The organism is Parafrankia colletiae, assembly GCF_001854655.1.
Classification (GTDB): domain Bacteria; phylum Actinomycetota; class Actinomycetes; order Frankiales; family Frankiaceae; genus Parafrankia; species Parafrankia colletiae.
Map to the genome: position 1 here is coordinate 1 of NZ_MBLM01000191.1, position 16,930 is coordinate 16,930.

Sequence of the window (16,930 nt, forward strand, 5' to 3'; positions counted from 1 at the left end):
GCATCGGCCGGAGCCGTGCCTTCAACCGGCCGTGATCGGTCTCGATCCGGTTGTTCTCCTTGGCGGCGTCGACGTGGCAGGCCTCGGGGAGGAGCTCGTCGAGGACCCGCGGGTAGACGGGTGCCTTGTCGGTGGTGACTTCCACCGGCCGGCGGCCGTGGGACAGCGCCTGGGTGAAGAACCTTCGGGCGGCGGCCTGGTCGCGGCGGGTGCTGGCGAGGACGTCGATGACCTGTCCGCGCTGGTCAACGGCCCGGTACAGGTAGGTCCAGCGGCCCGCGACCTTCACATACGTTTCATCAACAAACCAGCTGTCGCCGGGACGGTGCCGACAGGGCCGGGCCGCGTCGGCGAGTAGGGGTGTGAAGCGTTGCACCCACCGGTAGATCGTGACGTGGTCGACCTCGAGGCCGCGTTCAGCGAGGAGCCCTTCGACGTCCCGGTAGGACAGCGCGTACCGCAGGTACCACCGCACCGCAAGGACGATCACCTCGGGTGGGAACCGGAACCCGGCGAACTCCGACACCGGAGCCAGTCGACGGACACGGCGTCGACGCATCAACCGATCATGACCGATCGGACGCCCCGCGATGGCCGACTTCGCCGATGCAACAGTGCCAAAAGAATCATGAGGGTAAAGTTGGGGTGATCTTCACTTCAAGATCCTTAGGATCTTGATTAGACAGCCCTTGACCTGGGCAAACGTGCTCCCGCGAGAGGACTCGAACCTCTAACCTGCCGGTTAACAGCCGGCTGCTCTGCCAATTGAGCTACGCGGGACCGTTCTGTGCCGTCAGGCCCGGATCCGGCCCCACCCAGCGCTCAGGCGCTGCGCAGAACCCAGAGGTCTGCCCAGGCCTCAGTGGCCGGCAGCCCGGATCGGTCTGACGTCGTCAGCCTACCTGAGGTTCAGCGGAGGTTGCCGGTGGGGTAGTAAACAAACCAGTGAGACGCCGGAGCGCCAGCGGTGGAGGCCGCGCCCGCCCGGTCCTGCCCCCGGGAGGAACCATGCGCATCAGGCCCAGTGTGGCCATTGCCCTTGGCATCGGATACGTCCTCGGCGCCCGCGCGGGCCGCGAGCACTATGACGCGATCATGCGTCAGGCGCGGGACATACGCGAGCGCCCCGAGGTCCAGACGGTCGCCGGCGTGGTGTCGGCGCAGGCCGGTGCGTTGGTCCAGCGTGCGCGCACGATGCTGGGAGGTGCGTCCGACACCGACGGCGAGGGCGTGTCGATCTCGTCCCCGCACGGTGCGCACTCGTCCAACGGGGTGGGGGTGCGGGCGTACTGACCACGGAAGCCGCCACCCATGAGGGCGGGAGATCGGGCGGTTTCCCCTCTGCCCTCTCTCCCCTGCCCCGGTCGGGCCATGTCGGCGAACGCTGACCGGGGGCGCCGTGGCTCCGCGGGCAGCCGGTCGGGCGGTGCGCACGCGTCCGCCCGGTCGGGCGGCGCAGCGGGTGCCCAGTATGGCCAGGGCTCGGGCACGGCAGGTCCGAGCGTGGCGCCGGAGCATCTCCTCGCGATCGTCGACCTGCTCGGTCGGCGGTACACGCTGGAGGTCTTCTGGTGTCTGCGCGGCGGGTCGTCGTCCTTCCGGGCCCTGGCGGCGCGGGTCGGCGCCCCGGAGTCCCAGTTGACGCAGCGGGTCCGCGAGCTTCGCGAAGCTGGTCTGGTCGAGGTTGACGAGGTCGGCGAGTACCGGCTCACCAACCATGGCCGGCGGCTCCTGGGCGTCGTGGAGCCGCTGGCGGGCTGGGCCGAGGGCTGGGCCGCGCTGAGCCCTCGCCAGCGCGTGCCGCGCGGCTCGGCCCGCCAGGCCGCGGACGAGCTCGGGGGCTGAGCGGACGAGCCCGGGGCTGAGCCGCCCGCCCACTCAGGAGCACAACGGAGTGCCCGCCGTGCGTCGGGGTCAGTACGTGCAGTTCGGGACGGCGGGCGGTGCTGTGGGAGGGGCGGAGCCTGGTCCGGTCGCAGCGGGTGGTCCGCCGGCGGCGGGGTCGTCGCCGGTTGCGGCGGGGGCCGCCTCGGTCGGGGCGCTGACGGCGACGTCGGCGAGGCCGTCGAAGGATGTCCCGAGAATGAGCTGGAGCCCGTCGATGCCGGGGTCGCTTTCGAGCCGGGCGCCGGGCACAAGGGCCTGCAGGCTGGTGGCGGCGGCCTCCAGGCCGGTGCCGTAGCGGACCCGGGATGTCACGTAGTTGCTGGTGGAGGCATTCCCCGCGTTGGTGGCGCGGAAGCCCTTGGCGGTGAGCTCGCCGACCGCGTCGGCGGCCAGCCCGGAGATGCCGCTGCCGTTGAAGACCTGCACCGCGACCTCGGTGGCGTCCGCGCCTCCGCCGGCCCGGGCGGGCTCCCCGGTGGAGCCGCCGAGCGGGGCGATGATGCGTTCCAGGTCGGCGGGCTTGTAGAGCTGCACGGACACCCGCTGGCCGCCGATCAGGATCTCGCCGCGGTTGTTGCCGCCTTCGGAGCGGTCCGGTGAGTGGGTCGGCAGGGCCTGCATGCTGACGCCACCGGAGGCGATGCCCTGCAGCCGGGTCGCGAGCTTGCGCAGGTCGAGGATGTCGGTGTTGTCGTCGAGGGTGAGCGCGGACGTCGCCGTGCTCAGCAGGCCTTCGAGTTTCGCCGGGTTGGTCAGCACGCCGCCGCCGACGACCTTGTGGAAGACCGCGCCCATGAACTGCTGCTGGCGGTGGATGCGGTCGATGTCGCCGCCGGGCAGGCCGTGGCGCTGCCGGACGAAGGCCAGGGCCTGTTCGCCGTTGACGTGCACCTGCCCGGGGCCGCCGACGAATCCGCTCATCGGGTCGTTGGTGTTGCGGGAGTTGCGGCCGTTCTCGGAGACGTACTCCTTGAAGTCGGACGGGAGGACACAGACGTCCACGCCGCCGATGGCGTCGGTGATCGCTTTGAAACCCGCGAGGTCCATCGACACGTAATGATCAATACGCATGTTGGTGAGCGACTCGATGGTCCGAACCAGCAGGGACGGGCCACCATCAGAGATCGCGGAGTTGAACTTGGCCTTGTGCGCCTTGTGTTCGCGGCCGTCGGAGTCGGTGTAGGACGGGATCGTGACGTAGGTGTCCCGCGGGATGGACACCATGGTCACCGTCTCGTCCTCGCTGAAGTGGGCGAGGATCGTGGTGTCCGAGCGTTGCCCTTCGAGGCCCGCGCGGCTGTCGGTGCCGACGAGCAGGAAGTTCGTGGCGCCTTCGGTCTCCTCAGGGCGGTCGTCACCGAGGTCGAGGGTGACCTGACCGATCCGTCCGTTGGCGTAGGTGTAGACCGCCCAGCCGCCCGCGGTGACGACGAAGACCAGAACCGACAGAAATGCCAGAACGACTCTGGAGAGCTGGGATGACGCGCTGCGTTGCGGCCGGCCTCCGGTGCGGAGATCGAACGGGAGCGTTCTGGAACGCCGCTCCGGATCTCGTGGCCCCCCCGGTCGCCCGCTCAATCCCGAGCCTCCTCCCGGCGCATCGCACCGAAAAATGCGCTTGGGGCGGAAAGCATAGGCTATGGGTGTCCGAACGAGACCACCCGGTGGTCCGCGTGGCCCTGGCCATTGGTCTCCCCGGGTGTTCCCCTTCGCCGGTTGCCGGGAGTCAACCCCGGCGGGCCCGCTGACCTGGGGTCCGGACCGGACCGACCCGGAACGTTCACCGTGGCGTCGGCCAGGTGTCGACGGGCGGCTCGCCCCGGTGGTCAGGCTTTCTCCCGCTGGGGGCAACGACGCTGACGCCGTGCCGGGGCCACCGCGACCGCGCGTCATCGCGACCGCGCATCACTGTGACCATCCATCCGTCACTGCCAGCGCACCGCCGCTACCGCGATCGCCATCGGAGTCCCTCCAGACGCGGACGCGTGCCGGGGCGGGTCGCAGGCGCGCGGGTGCGGTGGCGCCGGTGGGGGCGGGCGGGGCGCCGGTCCGCGGTGCCGGTGCGGCTCCGAGAAGGGGACTCTCCATGACCGCACCTGATCACCAGACCGACGCGGGCACCGACCCGGGAGCAGCTGGCGGTGCCGCCTCGGTCGGGCGACGCACGCTGCTTCGTGGCGGTGCCGTTCTCGCGGCCGCGGGGACGGTCGGCCTGGGCAGCGGAATCGGCGTGGCGGCCGCCGCCGGGGGTGGGACCGCCTCGGCGGCCCGGCCCGGGCAGGTGCTGGGTGGACGGCCGACGTTCACCTCGGGGGTGCAGGCCGGTGACGTCACCACTCGCGGTGGCGTGATCTGGGCCCGCTCGGACCGGCCGGCGCTGATGACCGTCGAGGTGTCGGGCACCGAGTCGTTCCGCTCGGCGCGGACGGTCGGCGTCGCGCGGCTCACCGACGCGTCCGACCGCACGGGTGTCGTCGCCGTGAACGGGCTGCCGGCGGGGAGTGAGGTCTTCTACCGGGTGCGGCTGAGCGCGGCGGACGACCCGCGCCGCGGTGGCGAGACGTTGGTCGGCCGGTTCCGGACGGCCCCGTCGCGGGCCCGCGACGTGTCTCTGGTGTGGTCCGGTGACGTCTGCGGCCAGGGTTGGGGCATCAACCCGGACATCGGCGGCATGAAGATCTTCGAGACGATGCGCCGCCTGTCGCCGGACTTCGCGATCTGCTCGGGTGACTTCGTGTACTCCGACGGCCCGCTGACCGAGACGGTCACCCTGCCGGACGGCACGGTGTGGCGCAACCTCGTGATCGACGAGAAGCGCAAGGTCGCTGAGACGCTCGCCGAGTTCCGCGGGAACTTCCGCTACAACCTGATGGACACGAACCTGCGCGCGTTCAACCGCGAGGTGCCCTGGGTCTTCCAGTGGGACGACCACGAGACCACGAACAACTGGTACCCGGGCGAGGTCCTCACCTCCGACACCCGCTACACCGAGAAGCGTGTCGACGTGCTCTCCGCGCGCGCCCGGCAGGCGCTGTTCGAGTACACCCCGACGCTGCCGGGCCGACCCGACCCGGCCGGCCGGCTCTACCGGAAGATCTCCTACGGCCCGCTGTTGGACGTCTTCGTCCTGGACATGCGCTCCTACAAGAACGACAACACGGTGGGGCAGAACGACCCGGCCGGCGCCGCGATCCTCGGCACCCGCCAGYGGGACTGGCTGATCGACGGGCTGCGCAACAGCCGGGCCACCTGGAAGGTGATCGCGAACGACCTGCCGATCGGCATCGTCGTCCCGGACGGGACCGCGATCGAGGGTGTCGCGCAGGGCGCGCCGGGTGCGCCGCTGGGCCGTGAGGTGGAGATCGCGCAGGTGCTGTCGGCGATCCGCCGGCACCAGGTCCGCAACACCGTCTGGGTGACGGCGGACGTCCACTACACGGCGGCGCTGAGCTACCACCCGGACCGGGCCGCGATCCGCGACTTCGACCCGTTCTGGGAGTTCGTCGCCGGGCCGCTGAACGCCGGCACCTTCGGCCCGAACGCGCTCGACCCGACCTTCGGGCCTGAGCAGGTCTACGCCCGGACGCCTCCGGCCGGCCAGTCGAACCTGCCGCCGTCAGCCGGGCTGCAGTTCTTCGGCCGGCTGGCGATCGACGGCGGGTCGCGGGCGCTCACGGTCGAGCTGCGTGACGCGACCGGCGGGATCCTCTGGTCGAAGGCACTGCCCGCCCGCTGACCACCCCGCTCCGGGTGCTGACCGGCACTCAACCGCCGGTCAGCCCCTGGTTCACGGGTGCTGGCTGACCGGCGGCCGCAGGTCAGCCAGCACCGACCAGGGTGGCGTCCGGGCCGGGCTGGCCGTTCCCCGGCTGTTCGGGCAGCCGGTGGGCTGCCGGGTCCCGCTGCTCGAACTGGGTGCGGTAGAGCTCGGCGTACCGCCCGCCAGCGGCCAGCAGGTCGGTGTGGCTGCCGCGCTCGACGATCCGGCCGCCCTCGATCACGAGAATCACGTCGGCGGACCGCACGGTGGAGAGCCGGTGCGCGATCACCACCGAGGTGCGGCCGGCCAGCGCCGCGCCGAGCGCCTCCTGCACCAGGGCCTCGGACGTCGAGTCCAGATGGGCGGTGGCCTCGTCGAGGATCACCACCCGCGGTCGGGCGAGCAGCAGGCGGGCGATCGTCAGACGCTGGCGCTCCCCGCCGGAGAGGCGGTAGCCGCGCTCCCCGACCACCGTGTCCAGACCGTCCGGGAGCTGCTCGACCAGGTCTGCCAGCCGCGCGCCGCGCAGGGCCTCCCACAGCTCGTCGTCGGTGGCGTCGGGCCGGGCGAGCGCGAGGTTCGCCCGCACGGTGTCGTGGAAGAGATGGTCGTCCTGGGTGACCATGCCGACGGTGCCGCGCAGCGAGTCGGCGGTGAGGTCGCGCACGTCGACTCCGGACAGCCGCACCGCGCCCGCTCCGACGTCGTACAGCCGTGGGATGAGCTGCGCGATCGTCGACTTCCCGGCGCCGGACGAACCGACGAGCGCGACCATCTGGCCGGGCTCGGCGCGCAGCGACACCTCGTGGAGAACCTCGTCACCGCCGCGCTCGTCGAGGACCGCGACCTCCTCCAGCGAGGCCAGGGAGACGGCATCAGCCGCCGGGTAGGCGAAGGTGACCTGGTCGAACTCCAGCGAGACGGGGCCGTCGGGCACCGGCCGGGCGCCCGGCCGCTCGACGATGAGTGGTTTCAGGTCGAGGATCTCGAAGACCCGCTCGAAGCTGACGAGGGCGCTCATGACCTCGACCCGGGCGTTGGCGAGCGCGGTGAGCGGTGCGTAGAGCCGGGTGAGCAGCAGGGCGAGGGCGACGACCGCGCCCGGCTCCAGGTCGCCGTGCAGCGCACGGTAGCCGCCGAGCCCGTAGACGAGCGCCAGCGCCAGGGACGAGACGAGCGTCAGCGCCGTCACGAAGATCCACTGAAGCATGGCGGTGCGCACCCCGATGTCGCGCACCCGGCGGGCGCGGCGGGCGAACTGGGCGGACTCCTCCGCCGGTCGGCCGAACAGCTTGACCAGCGTGGCCCCCGGGGCGGAGAAGCGCTCCGTCATCCGCGAGCCCATCGCCGCGTTGTGGTTGGCGGCCTCCAGCTCGAGCTGCGCGAGCCGGGAGCCCATCCGCCGCGCGGGCAGGACGAAGACCGGCAGCAGGAGCAGCGCGAGCAGCGTGATCTGCCACGACAGACTGACCATCACCACGACGGTGAGCAGGAGCGACACCAGATTGCCGACGACCCCGGACAGGGTGTCGCTGAAGGCCCGCTGCGCCCCGATGACGTCGTTGTTCAACCGGCTCACCAGCGCCCCGGTGCGCGTGCGGGTGAAGAAGGCGACCGGCATGCGCTGGACGTGGTCGAAGACCGAGCGGCGCAGATCGAGGATGAGGCCCTCGCCGATGGAGGCGGACAGCCACCGGTTCAGGATGCCCAGCGCGCCCTCGACCACCGCGATCGCGGCGATGAGGACGGCGAGGACCACGACGGTGCGCGGCCGGTCTCCGTCGACGATCGCCGTCACTACCCGGCCGGCGAGAACCGGGGTGGCGACCGCCAGGACGGCGCCCGCGACGCTGGTACCGAGGAACAGGAACAGCCAGCGGCGGTGCGGCCGGGCGAACCCGGCTATCCGGCGGACGGTGGCGCGCGAGAAAGGGCGCCGTTCCTGCCTGGAGTGCATCACCGAGTACAACGAGTTCCAGGCCGCGAACTCCATGCTCATGACGCCACCACCGTGCTCATCGCTCCACCACCTTGTCCGGGCTGAGGTCCGCGCCGTCGCACGCATGGAAGCACGCCCCTGCGACAGTTCCGGGGCGCCCGCGTGGTCGCCGGCCACCGCGGCGCCGCGGTGGCCGTGCCGTCCGGTCTGCGTGACCGGGCACGGGCACCGACCGTAGGACCTGAACCTCACTCGAGGTCAAACATCGGGTCCGCGCCGGCGCGAGCGGACACGCGCGAGCACCAGCGTCCGATCGCACAAAACGGACGTAATGCGGATGTAATGCGACCTTCCATACTCGCCGGAAACGGCCGTGGATCACAGCTCGCGGGCACGGAAGCGAAGGCCCGCGGAGGCCGGAGCAACCAAATGCGGCGAGATTGCACGGGGGCTGGACACCGGCGGGGGAAACGACACCACGACGACCGGAGATCCAACAGCGGACACAGGCCCGGATGCAGGTGGGGGAACGGGGGAACGGGAGCCCGGCAGCGGATCCATGCGCCGGAGCGCGGTCCGCCGGCGGAGGTGTGCCCGGTCGCCGTTGACCGGACGAGCTTCCCTCACGCCGAAGAATCTGCCCCGCTCAGGCGATGCGCACTGCCCGCCGGGACGGCATCGACGCGGCCCGCAGGGTCGCTACCGGATGATCCGCCATCCAGGCCACATCCGCCTCGGTGACCCGCATCCGGCGGGCCAGCTCGCCGGCGGTGGAACCGCCGTCGAGCGCCTGTCTGATCGCGGCCGCCCTGATACCGCGAAACGCGGAACGCTGCCGGCTCGCCGTCCACATCAGGTCGTCGGCGAGTGCCGCCCGTTCGACCGGGTCGGCCACTTGCAATACATCGTCACAGGTCACGGTGATAGATGGTTGCGCGCGCGGGAAGTCTTGGYAACACCTCGGGCAACAGTGATTCCCACGCAACAGCGCGCGCGACGAAGCACGTTCGCTTCATCTACAGTCAGTACACAAATGCAACCCAGGGTGCGCGGGTTTTCGACCCCGGTGTGCACCCGGATACCGCTCAGTTGTCGGTGGAGACCCCGAACCACGACACGACCTGCCCGCCGAACTTCAGGTCGCCGTCGATTTTGATCTTGCGGGTGAGGTAGGCCTTGGCGGGGTTGGCCTGCCCGGTGACGATCCGGACCAGGCGGACGCGGTCCGTTCGGATGGTGACGGTGTGCCCGCCGGCCGGGGCGAGCTCACCAGGCGGATCGATACCCAGGCCGCACTCCGCACCCCGCACGGTGAGCACATACGTGCGGGTCGACCCGCCCGGACCGCCGCCGAGGACGAACTGGACCAGAGCCTGCGCCTCGCCGTCGACGCCTTTGACCTTCGCGGGCTCGTAACTGTCCCGCATCCGGGCGAACAGCGCGTCGAGGACGGCGTCCCCGTTGGGGCCGCGCAGCAACTCCTCTGTCTGGGGCTCCGACAGCGAGCCCAGCTGGTCGACCAGCGTGGCCGGGTCTGCGTTCAGATCAACGGACAGGTCGGACATGGGTGCTCCCTGGTGCCGCGCCGATGCGGGTCGCCGGCGGATGCCGGTACGTCCCATAATGTCGCGCCCCTCGGACCACCCACCCGAGACCCCGGGCAACCTCGGGCAACCTCGGATCACACCGACCGGATCATCGCTGCGCTCCGTGACGGAGCCCTCCCGGAGCCCGCCGCCCGGTCGGGCTACCGGTACGCAGACCCGCAGGCTGCGCCATAATTCTCCTGTTCAGACCGATATGCACGATATGACCGGATCCTCGGACGTCGTCACGGAGCGGAAGGGAGCGGGATGCCGGAGCCGGATCTCGTCCACCCGTCTCGTACCCGCGGTCGGCCCCACCCGGCCCACCTGGCCGGCCCCACGACGCGCCCTCGCAGCATGCCGAGCGAATCCCCACGAACCGGCATGTGGTTACCTCTTACCAGCGCCGGCCGGGGTACAGGAGCGAGGGTGCCGTGAAAGTGGTGGCAGTCGTCAATTACAAGGGTGGGGTAGGAAAGACGACACTCACCGCGAACATCGGCGCGGACATCGCCCGCCTGGGAAAGCGCGTCCTGATGATCGATCTGGATCCGCAGGCGAGCCTGACCTTCTCGTTCTACCGGCCTGACGAGTGGCGGGCGAATCTCGCCGACGACCGGACCGTCAAGGAGTGGTTCGAGGCCTGGCGCGGAGAGTCCTACGTGCCGCACCTGTCGCCGTTCATCACCTCTCCCCCGGTCGTCAACTCCTCCATTTCGTACAACGGCGGCGCGCTCGGGCTGGTCGCGTCGCACCTCTCGCTCGGGGACGTCGAGATGAACCTGGCGGCGCGCCTGGGCGGAGCCCAGGTCCAGCGGTCGACCCGGTACTACTTCGACGTCTACCAGCGGATCGCCGCCGGCCTCGCGACGCTGCACCCGCAGGACTACGACCTGGTTCTCATCGACTGCCCGCCCAATTTCGGCGTCATCACCCGCACCGCGATCGCGGCCTGCGACCACCTGCTGATCCCGGCTCGGCCGGACGAGCTGTCGACGCTGGGCATCGAGCATCTACTCAGCCGCCTGCACCGCTTCACCTGGGAGTACAACCGGATCGCCGGGCTGCAGTCGGACCGGCACCCCGAGATCAAACGACTCGACCCACGGATCCTGGGCATCGTGTTCACCATGGTCCAGTACTACGGTGGCCGGCCGATCGCGGCCATGCAGCCACACATCGACCTGGTCCGCAACCTCGACGTACCGGTTTTCGAGGCAATGGTCCGGGAGAGCAACACCTACTTCGCCGGCGCGGCCGGCACCCGCCTTCCGGTGGCCCTTTCCGAGCGCATTCCGCGATCCCTCGCGCTGGAGCTGCGCGCGCTCGTGGACGAGTTCCTCCGCCGGATCGGGGCGGCGAACCGTGGGTACTGACGCCTCCGTGCGCGCCGTCCACGCCACCGGGGAGCCGGGCGACACGCGGCCGGCCCAGACCCCGACCGAGGGCGCGGCCAGCCCGGCGGCCGTCGCGTCCCTGCTTCTGGGTGCCCTCGCCGAGCTGCTCACCGGTCTCGACACCCAGCAGGTCTCCGACCTCCTGAAAGGCCGGGCCCGCCTCGCGGTGGTGCCCGTGACGCCCGTCGAACCAGCAGCACCCGTCCGACCGGAGCATGCTCCGGCGCCGGCGGACCCGGTCCGCCCAGTGCCGGCTCCTCCCACCGACACAGCCCGAGCCCAGCCGCCGGCGGCCTCCGCCGGCGGGCGCGCCACCAGGGCGCGCCGCCGCTCACGTGCGGCGGAGCCGGACCCAGGCCGGAGCCGACCCGAACTGCCGTCCGGGCCCGCGCTGGAGGAACTGCGCCGTTCGCTGCGCGCGGCGCCGAGCCGCGGGGCCGCCGAGCAGATCCTCGACGACCTGGGCCCGTTCACCGTGGTGGCCCTGCGTGAGCTGGCAGCCGGGCTGGGCGTCACCGGCGTCGGAAGCCGCGACCCCAGGCCCGCCGTCCGTCGCAAGATCGTGGACGGGACGGTCGGCCAGCGGCTGCGGACAGAGGCGATCTTCGGCGGAGGATTCTGACCGCGGCTACCAGCCGGGCATCGTGATCCTGATCGCGGTCCGGCTCTCCTCCGGTCGCCGGCGCACCGCACGCATCACCCGGGACGCGGCGGCGACCAGCGGCGCGGCGACCCGGTACCGGCGGTTCACCATGGCCCGGGCGGCACCGGCGCGTTCCGGGAGCACCTCCGCCATCACCTCGACGGGGCTTTCCGACGACCGTCCCCTGGCGTCGCAGGGGGCGACTGTCGCGCGCGGCGAGTTCCGCAGCCGGCGAACCTTCCCGCTCCTCTCGTCAGTAAGTACCAGAAGTTCCGCTTCGTTCACCACGAACCACACCGGCGTCGAGACGGGGCGTCCGTCCTTGCTGAAGGTGGTCAGGGAGAGGTATTTCGACGTTTCGGTCCACGTGGGCAGTGTCACGACTGACGGCATGGTCGGAACCGTAGTGGTGGCCGGCCTCCGCGTCCCGGCCACTGACCGGYACGCCCGGAAGGTCCCGCGCCGCTTCGGCCACTTGACAGCGATCGTTCCTTTGGCACAATCGGGCACCTCGAGAACATCTCCGCGCTGAGCTCATCCGCACCGCGCCTACCGGAACCGGATTTGTGGGAGTTCGGTCGAGGTGTCGCGCACCCCCACGGTGTGGCCGGGGTCCCGCGCCCGGTCCGCATGATGCCCGGCGGCGACCGGGTTACGCCCCGAAAATCATCGATATCGTGTAAATATCCCGGCTCTCGGCCTGCGGAAGGACCCCCGCATTGTCCGGCCGGTCCCGATTGCGGTCACCGGGGCGTTCAGCGAGCCCTGAGCGGCCGCACAATGTCCGCTGCATCGGGCGTGTTCGCCGGCGCTTCGGACAACGACATCGCGGCGGCGCCGGCACGGCGCCGAGGGAAGGCACACCGATGGGACAGCAGAGCCGGAAGGAACGATCAGACAAAGGGTGCATCCGGATCAACGCACGGGATTTCCGGTGTCTGAGCTGGCTGCTGGAGATGGGCTCCGCCTACGAGGACGACCTGACTGTCGTGCTCGACCCGGCCATGCGGACATCCCGTGACGCGACTCGGGCCGTCGTGCGGCGCTGGCGGCAGGCCGATCTCGTCCAGGCGGACGGCCTGTTCGCCAACCGGGGCCGCATCGTACGGCTCACCGAGGACGGCGCGCGCCTGGTCGGCGAGGTCGACAGCACCGCCGTGGCCCCGGTGACCGCCGCGGTGCACTCGGCTGAGACGGCCCGCACCCGCCTGCTGCTGGAACACCAGCCGCAGGCCGCGGGTTCACCGGTGGTCGGCTGGACCAGCGCCCACCGGTGGCGCGCGGAGAACCGGGCCGCGGTCAGCGCCGGTGCGTGCGTCCCGGATGGCGTCGCGCAGCTGGCGGACGGCTCATGCGCCGCCGTGCGGGTCGAACGGGTCTACCAGGGGACCGCGTCGATGACCACTGCGGCCGCCGACCTGCTGCGGCGGTTCCCGCGGGCGATCTACGCCGTTCCGGGGATGAGTGACGGGCTGGCGGACCTCGTCGAGGAGGCGCTGGCGCGGGCCGTCGGGCAGATCCGGGCGGCCGGGGCGGAGCCGGGCACCCCGGCGTTCCTCCACATCCCCGACCGCCTTGTCCCCGGCCTGCCAGCTCTGGCCTGCCCGGCCGGGCAGGAGAGCAGGCGGAGGCAGGCCGGTCTGACACCGGCGTGAACACGAGGCCGACATGAAAAGGCCGCCCGGGGTACGGGGGGATCCCCGGGCAGCTGGTACATGTTTGCACCCTTGAACCGCCGGACGCAATGGGATGCGCCCGCGGGATCGTCACACATGGTCCGGACCGGCTACCGGAACCGGGCGGGCCCGGAAGAGCTCACGCAGCCGCGGTAGCCGCGGCCAGCGGCAGGGCCACCCCCGGAAAGCGATGGATGAGGCTGGTGGAGACCGTTCCCTCAGCGATCCCGCCGATCACGTCCAGCAGCGCTGCGGCGTACCGCGGGTCGAGGCGGCCGGCCCGGTGCAGGCCGCGCAGGCGCAGCAGGCCCGGCAGGTGGGCTTCGATCGCATGCTGATCCGGCCGGGGCGCACCGTCCAGCCAGGCGTCGAACCGCGCCTCGGTCATGACCTCCCAGACGACCGTGTCCGCGATCGCGCCGGTGGCGTCGGTGACCGTGACCAGATGCGGGACGCGCACGAGCCCGGGCAGGCCGGTCAGGTCGGGGCGGGCCCCGGCGGTGATGACATGGCCGGGCTGCCCGGCCCGCAGCAGGACCGTGCGGAGATGGGACGCGAACGCGAGCGCCAGGGCGCTGCGTCCGGGCAGGCCGTTCTGCGCGTGCATGACGACGGCGTCCACGCCGGGGCCGCGCACCCGGTCCGCGGCGGCACGGGCCAGCCAGCTCGGCTCCACCAGCTCGAAGCCCACCTGCGCCCGGTGGCGCTCGAGGACGGTGTCAACGCTGCCGGTGGACCATCCGCCCATCACCGCGGGATCGGAAAGCCACCGGCAGATGATCAGCCCGTCGGCCCTCGGCAGCGACAGAAGCGGGAGATCCCCGGAGGTGAAGATCCGATCCGGGGTCTCGGTCGGCGTCGTCATGCGGCTCTCCGGTGCGCGTGCAGGGCGTGGCAGCGCTCGCGTCAGCCCCGGGCGGTCGAGGTCGGTTCGGTGCGGTGCGGGCGCCGGGCTCACCTTCCACGAGCGGGGCGGCGCACTCTGGCAGGAATCTGCCAGCATGCCGGAGTGCCGGTTCACACCATCAACCTCCAGACAGGGCCCACCGGCTCCGGAAAGCCGTGCCGGGTACAGGCGGACAAGGCGCCTGGCACTGCGCCGGGCTCCCCAGGCAAAGGCCGGGACCGGACGACGCTGTCCGGCCACGACCCGAAGCGGGTCGGACTACATCGAGCCCAGCTGGACGTCAGCGGGACCTCGTCGTAGCGCCGAACAGTCGGCTGGCCCGGTGCGATCCGGTAACCCGCTCGTCGGCGTTGGTGCGATGTACCCGGGCGAAAGCGCCGGGCTGTGACTGCGCGCGGCCCCCGCGGGGACCGCGCCATCTGATGGCGGGGCGGTCAGACCGTTCCCTGTCAGATGAGCAGGTTGTCGAAATCCCCGTCCTTCGCGCCCAGGATCAGCGCCTCAATCTCGGCCCGTGTGTAGACGAGGGCGGGCCCGTCGGGATGCCTGGAGTTCCGGACGGCCACCGCATCACCCGGCAGTCGCGCCATCTCGACGCAGTTGCCCTGCGAGTTGCTCCGCCGGCTCTTCTGCCACGTGACCCATTGCAGGGCCGTGGCCGGCATACCACTGTAGATCTTGGACAAGGTTGGTCTCCTGAAGTTTCTTTACGTCCGGAGCCAGGCGTTCGCTRCCGCGGGCTGGACCCCTTCCACCCTGGCCGCTCACGGCTCGTCCGCAGCTACGAAACCACCCGCCGCACTGGGGCTCGGCCGACGAGAGACCTCGTCCTACCTCCCTCCCAGGGGTGGGCTCGTGCGCTTGCACGGACTTCGGCTCACGATACAGCACGCGCGTGTGCACGTGYATCCGACTGGAGGCCATGTGCAAACGACATTCGACCGCCCCACCCGGGCGCCACCCGCCGGCCCGCATGCAGCCCACCAAAGAACTCCACATACCCACTATTCACACGCGAACTAAAAACATGGCCACTACCTGCCCGCCACACCATGCGTCCGCACAGCATCCGTCCACCACCGGCAACCGGCCTTCACGCGCGTCCCGTCACCGCACCCGCCCCCCCGGCGAACAGGCCCCCGGGCCGGTAGATCACTGGTTGGGTCCGCGGTGACCTGGCCGCCGGTCGGCAAAGGCCCGGGCCGGATGGTGCGACGCCGCACCCGGCCGGCCGGCTCCATACCGGCCAGGTCCATACCGGCCAGGTCCATACCGGCCAGGTCATGCCAGCCAGCTCCACGCTGACAGCAGGCTCCGCGCCGGCCATGGCAGGACTGGACGGCGCGCCCCAGGCACAGGCGGAGCCGGAAGCGTGGCCTCGGGGTAGCCCGCGTGGCGGGCCGGCAACCATGATCACCTGATCGTGCCGGTCCGCCGGATCGGGTGCCGGGGACGAACGGCTCCCCGGCGGCGCCACGCCGCAGCCGTCCGCGGGGGGCGCCGGAAACCGGTCGACGTGCACTCCGAGCTGCGTTCTCACGGGATTCAGGGGCAGTACGGCGGTGGGTCGCACCCGCCCGCGAACCCGCCTTCCGGGCGGCGACGAAGGTCCCGTGACCCGGCAACGCGCTCCCGGCGAAGCGGTACGGTCGACACGCTGTCCGATTCCGGCCCGCGCACGCGGCGGCCGACGGGCCGGGCAAACAGTGGCGCCGCTCCTGCGGTGCCGCCGCCGAAGGACCTCGACGATGGCAGTGACGCGAATGAACAGCACACCGGGTGAACAACAGGGAACGTCGATGAGGGAGGGTGTGCCGCAGGCGGCCCGGGCATGTTTCCGGTCCGTTGACGAGATCACCGACGCGCGGCCCAGGGCCGCACTGCGGCGGTGGGCAACCACTCGACCACGACGGTCCCTTCTGTCACAGTGACGTCCCGGTAACACTGATCGGGGCGAGGGGGTCCGGGCGGACAAGCACCTGGCTGCGCAGGCCGCTGGCGACGAAACGGTCCGCCGGGCGGCCCCCGGGTCGGAGGGAATCAGGCGCCGCGTGGGCTCTCCCCGGCACCGGCCCCGCAGCGGAGGCCCCCTCTCCTGTCGCCGGCCCGTCGCGAGGCGCAATCARCACTGTGCACGGGGCGCATTGGCCGGCCGGTATCCCGAGCGGCCTGATCGCAGGCGGATCGCAGCCAATCGGAGTCGACAACGAACACGCTGCGTCAACCGTGTATACGTATCTGGTTCACCAGGCCGGAGCCGATCCCGCTGAAGGGGTCGGGGAAGGCATGGGGTGAACTTGGACCAAAGATCGAATGACATACTCTCCTATAGACCAATGACGAGGGGGCCGACAGTGATGACCACTCAACCGGGTGGCGGTCCGACAGTCCGTCGGATCCTGCTCGGTTCGCAGCTACGTCGGCTTCGGGAGGAAAAGGGCATAAGCCGCGAAGATGCCGGCTACCACATCCGGGCGTCCGAATCGAAGATCAGCCGGATGGAGCTCGGCCGGGTGAGCTTCAAGGGGCGGGACGTCGAGGACCTCCTCACCCTCTACGGTGTGACGGACAGCGACGAACGCGAGCCTCTCCTCTCCCTCGTCCGGGAGGCCAACCGCCCGGGCTGGTGGCACGGCTACGGGGATGTACTGCCGAACTGGTTCCAGCCCTACATCGGGCTCGAGGAGGCGGCAGCGCTCATCCGGACCTATGAGCTCCAGTTCATCCCAGGCCTGCTGCAGACCGAGGACTACGCCCGGTCGGTCATCAACCTCGACAGCGGCGGGACGCCACCCGACGTCCTCGAGCGGCGTGTGAACGTCCGGATGAACCGGCAGAAGGTCCTGCACCGCGAGACGCCGCTGCGACTCTGGGTGGTGATCGACGAGGCCGCGCTGTGCCGGCCCATCGGTGGCCCCAAGGTAATGCGGGCGCAGCTCGAGCACCTGATCGCGCTCTGCGCGCTCCCGAACCTGACGCTACAGATCATGCCGTTCGCATTCGGCGGGCACGCCGCCGAGGGCGGCGCCTTCACCATCCTGCGGTTCCCGGAACAGGATCTGCCGGACGTCGTCTATCTGGAGCAGCTCACCGGCGCGGTCTATATGGACAAGCGGGAAGACGTGGATATTTACG

At 70.9% G+C, this 16,930-nt stretch carries 15 protein-coding genes and 1 tRNA gene; 7 read left to right on the forward strand and 9 right to left on the reverse strand.

Going from position 1 to position 16,930, the window contains the following annotated elements:
* A partial coding sequence (locus CC117_RS33575; RefSeq protein ID WP_071092406.1) for an IS6 family transposase occupies nt 1-526 on the reverse strand: 526 nt, incomplete at its 3' end.
* Nucleotides 527-707: 181 nt separating this feature from the next.
* Nucleotides 708-780, reverse strand: a tRNA-Asn gene (locus tag CC117_RS33580).
* A gap of 228 nt (nt 781-1,008) precedes the next feature.
* Here CC117_RS33580 and CC117_RS33585 point away from each other — a divergent pair.
* Complete coding sequence (locus CC117_RS33585; RefSeq protein WP_071092411.1) at nt 1,009-1,293, forward strand: hypothetical protein; 285 nt, start codon at nt 1,009-1,011, stop codon at nt 1,291-1,293.
* 210 nt (nt 1,294-1,503) lie between these two features.
* Nucleotides 1,504-1,845: a winged helix-turn-helix transcriptional regulator gene (locus tag CC117_RS33590; protein WP_241830654.1), complete on the forward strand. Its 342-nt coding sequence runs from the start codon at nt 1,504-1,506 to the stop codon at nt 1,843-1,845.
* Between the two features lie 69 nt (nt 1,846-1,914).
* On the opposite strand, the gene CC117_RS33595 is transcribed toward CC117_RS33590, so the two are convergent.
* On the reverse strand, nt 1,915-3,465 hold the full coding sequence (locus CC117_RS33595; protein ID WP_071092417.1) for an LCP family protein: 1,551 nt from the start codon (nt 3,463-3,465) through the stop codon (nt 1,915-1,917).
* A 508-nt stretch (nt 3,466-3,973) separates the two neighbouring features.
* Between CC117_RS33595 and CC117_RS33600 the strand changes: the two genes are divergently transcribed.
* Nucleotides 3,974-5,623 carry an alkaline phosphatase D family protein gene (locus CC117_RS33600; protein WP_084133175.1) on the forward strand — a complete coding sequence of 550 codons (1,650 nt, stop codon included), beginning with the start codon at nt 3,974-3,976 and terminating at the stop codon, nt 5,621-5,623.
* Between the two features lie 82 nt (nt 5,624-5,705).
* On the opposite strand, the gene CC117_RS33605 is transcribed toward CC117_RS33600, so the two are convergent.
* The 3 genes from CC117_RS33605 to CC117_RS33615 all read right to left on the reverse strand — a co-directional run bounded on the left by CC117_RS33605 (nt 5,706) and on the right by CC117_RS33615 (nt 9,151).
* Complete coding sequence (locus CC117_RS33605) at nt 5,706-7,646, reverse strand: ABC transporter ATP-binding protein (protein WP_071092419.1); 1,941 nt, start codon at nt 7,644-7,646, stop codon at nt 5,706-5,708.
* A 586-nt stretch (nt 7,647-8,232) separates the two neighbouring features.
* Nucleotides 8,233-8,481, reverse strand: a complete 249-nt coding sequence (locus CC117_RS33610; RefSeq protein WP_084133176.1) for a hypothetical protein — start codon at nt 8,479-8,481, stop codon at nt 8,233-8,235.
* Nucleotides 8,482-8,671: 190 nt separating this feature from the next.
* Nucleotides 8,672-9,151 carry an SCP2 sterol-binding domain-containing protein gene (locus CC117_RS33615; RefSeq protein ID WP_071092425.1) on the reverse strand — a complete coding sequence of 160 codons (480 nt, stop codon included), beginning with the start codon at nt 9,149-9,151 and terminating at the stop codon, nt 8,672-8,674.
* Nucleotides 9,152-9,606: 455 nt separating this feature from the next.
* Between CC117_RS33615 and CC117_RS33620 the strand changes: the two genes are divergently transcribed.
* A complete protein-coding gene (locus CC117_RS33620; protein ID WP_071092428.1) occupies nt 9,607-10,548 on the forward strand; it encodes a ParA family protein in 942 nt (313 codons plus the stop codon).
* Nucleotides 10,538-11,191 (forward strand): hypothetical protein, encoded by a 654-nt coding sequence (locus CC117_RS33625; RefSeq protein ID WP_084133177.1) that lies wholly within the window; start codon nt 10,538-10,540, stop codon nt 11,189-11,191. The genes CC117_RS33620 and CC117_RS33625 overlap by 11 nt, the downstream gene beginning before the upstream one ends.
* 6 nt (nt 11,192-11,197) lie before the next feature.
* Here the strand turns inward: CC117_RS33625 and CC117_RS33630 are convergent, their stop codons facing one another.
* On the reverse strand, nt 11,198-11,605 hold the full coding sequence (locus CC117_RS33630) for a PPOX class F420-dependent oxidoreductase (protein ID WP_071092430.1): 408 nt from the start codon (nt 11,603-11,605) through the stop codon (nt 11,198-11,200).
* 473 nt (nt 11,606-12,078) lie between these two features.
* Between CC117_RS33630 and CC117_RS33635 the strand changes: the two genes are divergently transcribed.
* Nucleotides 12,079-12,867 carry a hypothetical protein gene (locus tag CC117_RS33635; RefSeq protein WP_071092432.1) on the forward strand — a complete coding sequence of 263 codons (789 nt, stop codon included), beginning with the start codon at nt 12,079-12,081 and terminating at the stop codon, nt 12,865-12,867.
* Nucleotides 12,868-13,027: 160 nt separating this feature from the next.
* On the opposite strand, the gene CC117_RS33640 is transcribed toward CC117_RS33635, so the two are convergent.
* Both CC117_RS33640 and CC117_RS33645 read right to left on the reverse strand, forming a co-directional pair.
* Complete coding sequence (locus tag CC117_RS33640) at nt 13,028-13,753, reverse strand: hypothetical protein (RefSeq protein WP_071092435.1); 726 nt, start codon at nt 13,751-13,753, stop codon at nt 13,028-13,030.
* Between the two features lie 491 nt (nt 13,754-14,244).
* A complete protein-coding gene (locus CC117_RS33645; RefSeq protein WP_006545546.1) occupies nt 14,245-14,481 on the reverse strand; it encodes a DUF397 domain-containing protein in 237 nt (78 codons plus the stop codon).
* 1,668 nt (nt 14,482-16,149) lie between these two features.
* On the opposite strand from CC117_RS33645, the gene CC117_RS33650 reads away from it, so the two are divergent.
* Nucleotides 16,150-16,930 (forward strand): helix-turn-helix domain-containing protein (locus CC117_RS33650; protein WP_071092441.1); only part of this gene is annotated, 781 nt, incomplete at its 3' end.

What these genes read in the sequence shown, in the direction of transcription:
- CC117_RS33640 (WP_071092435.1), bottom strand. Translation starts at nt 13,753, where the DNA reads ATGACGACGCCGACCGAGACCCCGGATCGGATCTTCACCTCCGGGGAT.
- CC117_RS33630 (WP_071092430.1), bottom strand. Translation starts at nt 11,605, where the DNA reads ATGCCGTCAGTCGTGACACTGCCCACGTGGACCGAAACGTCGAAATAC.
- CC117_RS33635 (WP_071092432.1), top strand. Translation starts at nt 12,079, where the DNA reads ATGGGACAGCAGAGCCGGAAGGAACGATCAGACAAAGGGTGCATCCGG.
- CC117_RS33605 (WP_071092419.1), bottom strand. Translation starts at nt 7,646, where the DNA reads ATGAGCATGGAGTTCGCGGCCTGGAACTCGTTGTACTCGGTGATGCAC.
- CC117_RS33615 (WP_071092425.1), bottom strand. Translation starts at nt 9,151, where the DNA reads ATGTCCGACCTGTCCGTTGATCTGAACGCAGACCCGGCCACGCTGGTC.
- CC117_RS33585 (WP_071092411.1), top strand. Translation starts at nt 1,009, where the DNA reads ATGCGCATCAGGCCCAGTGTGGCCATTGCCCTTGGCATCGGATACGTC.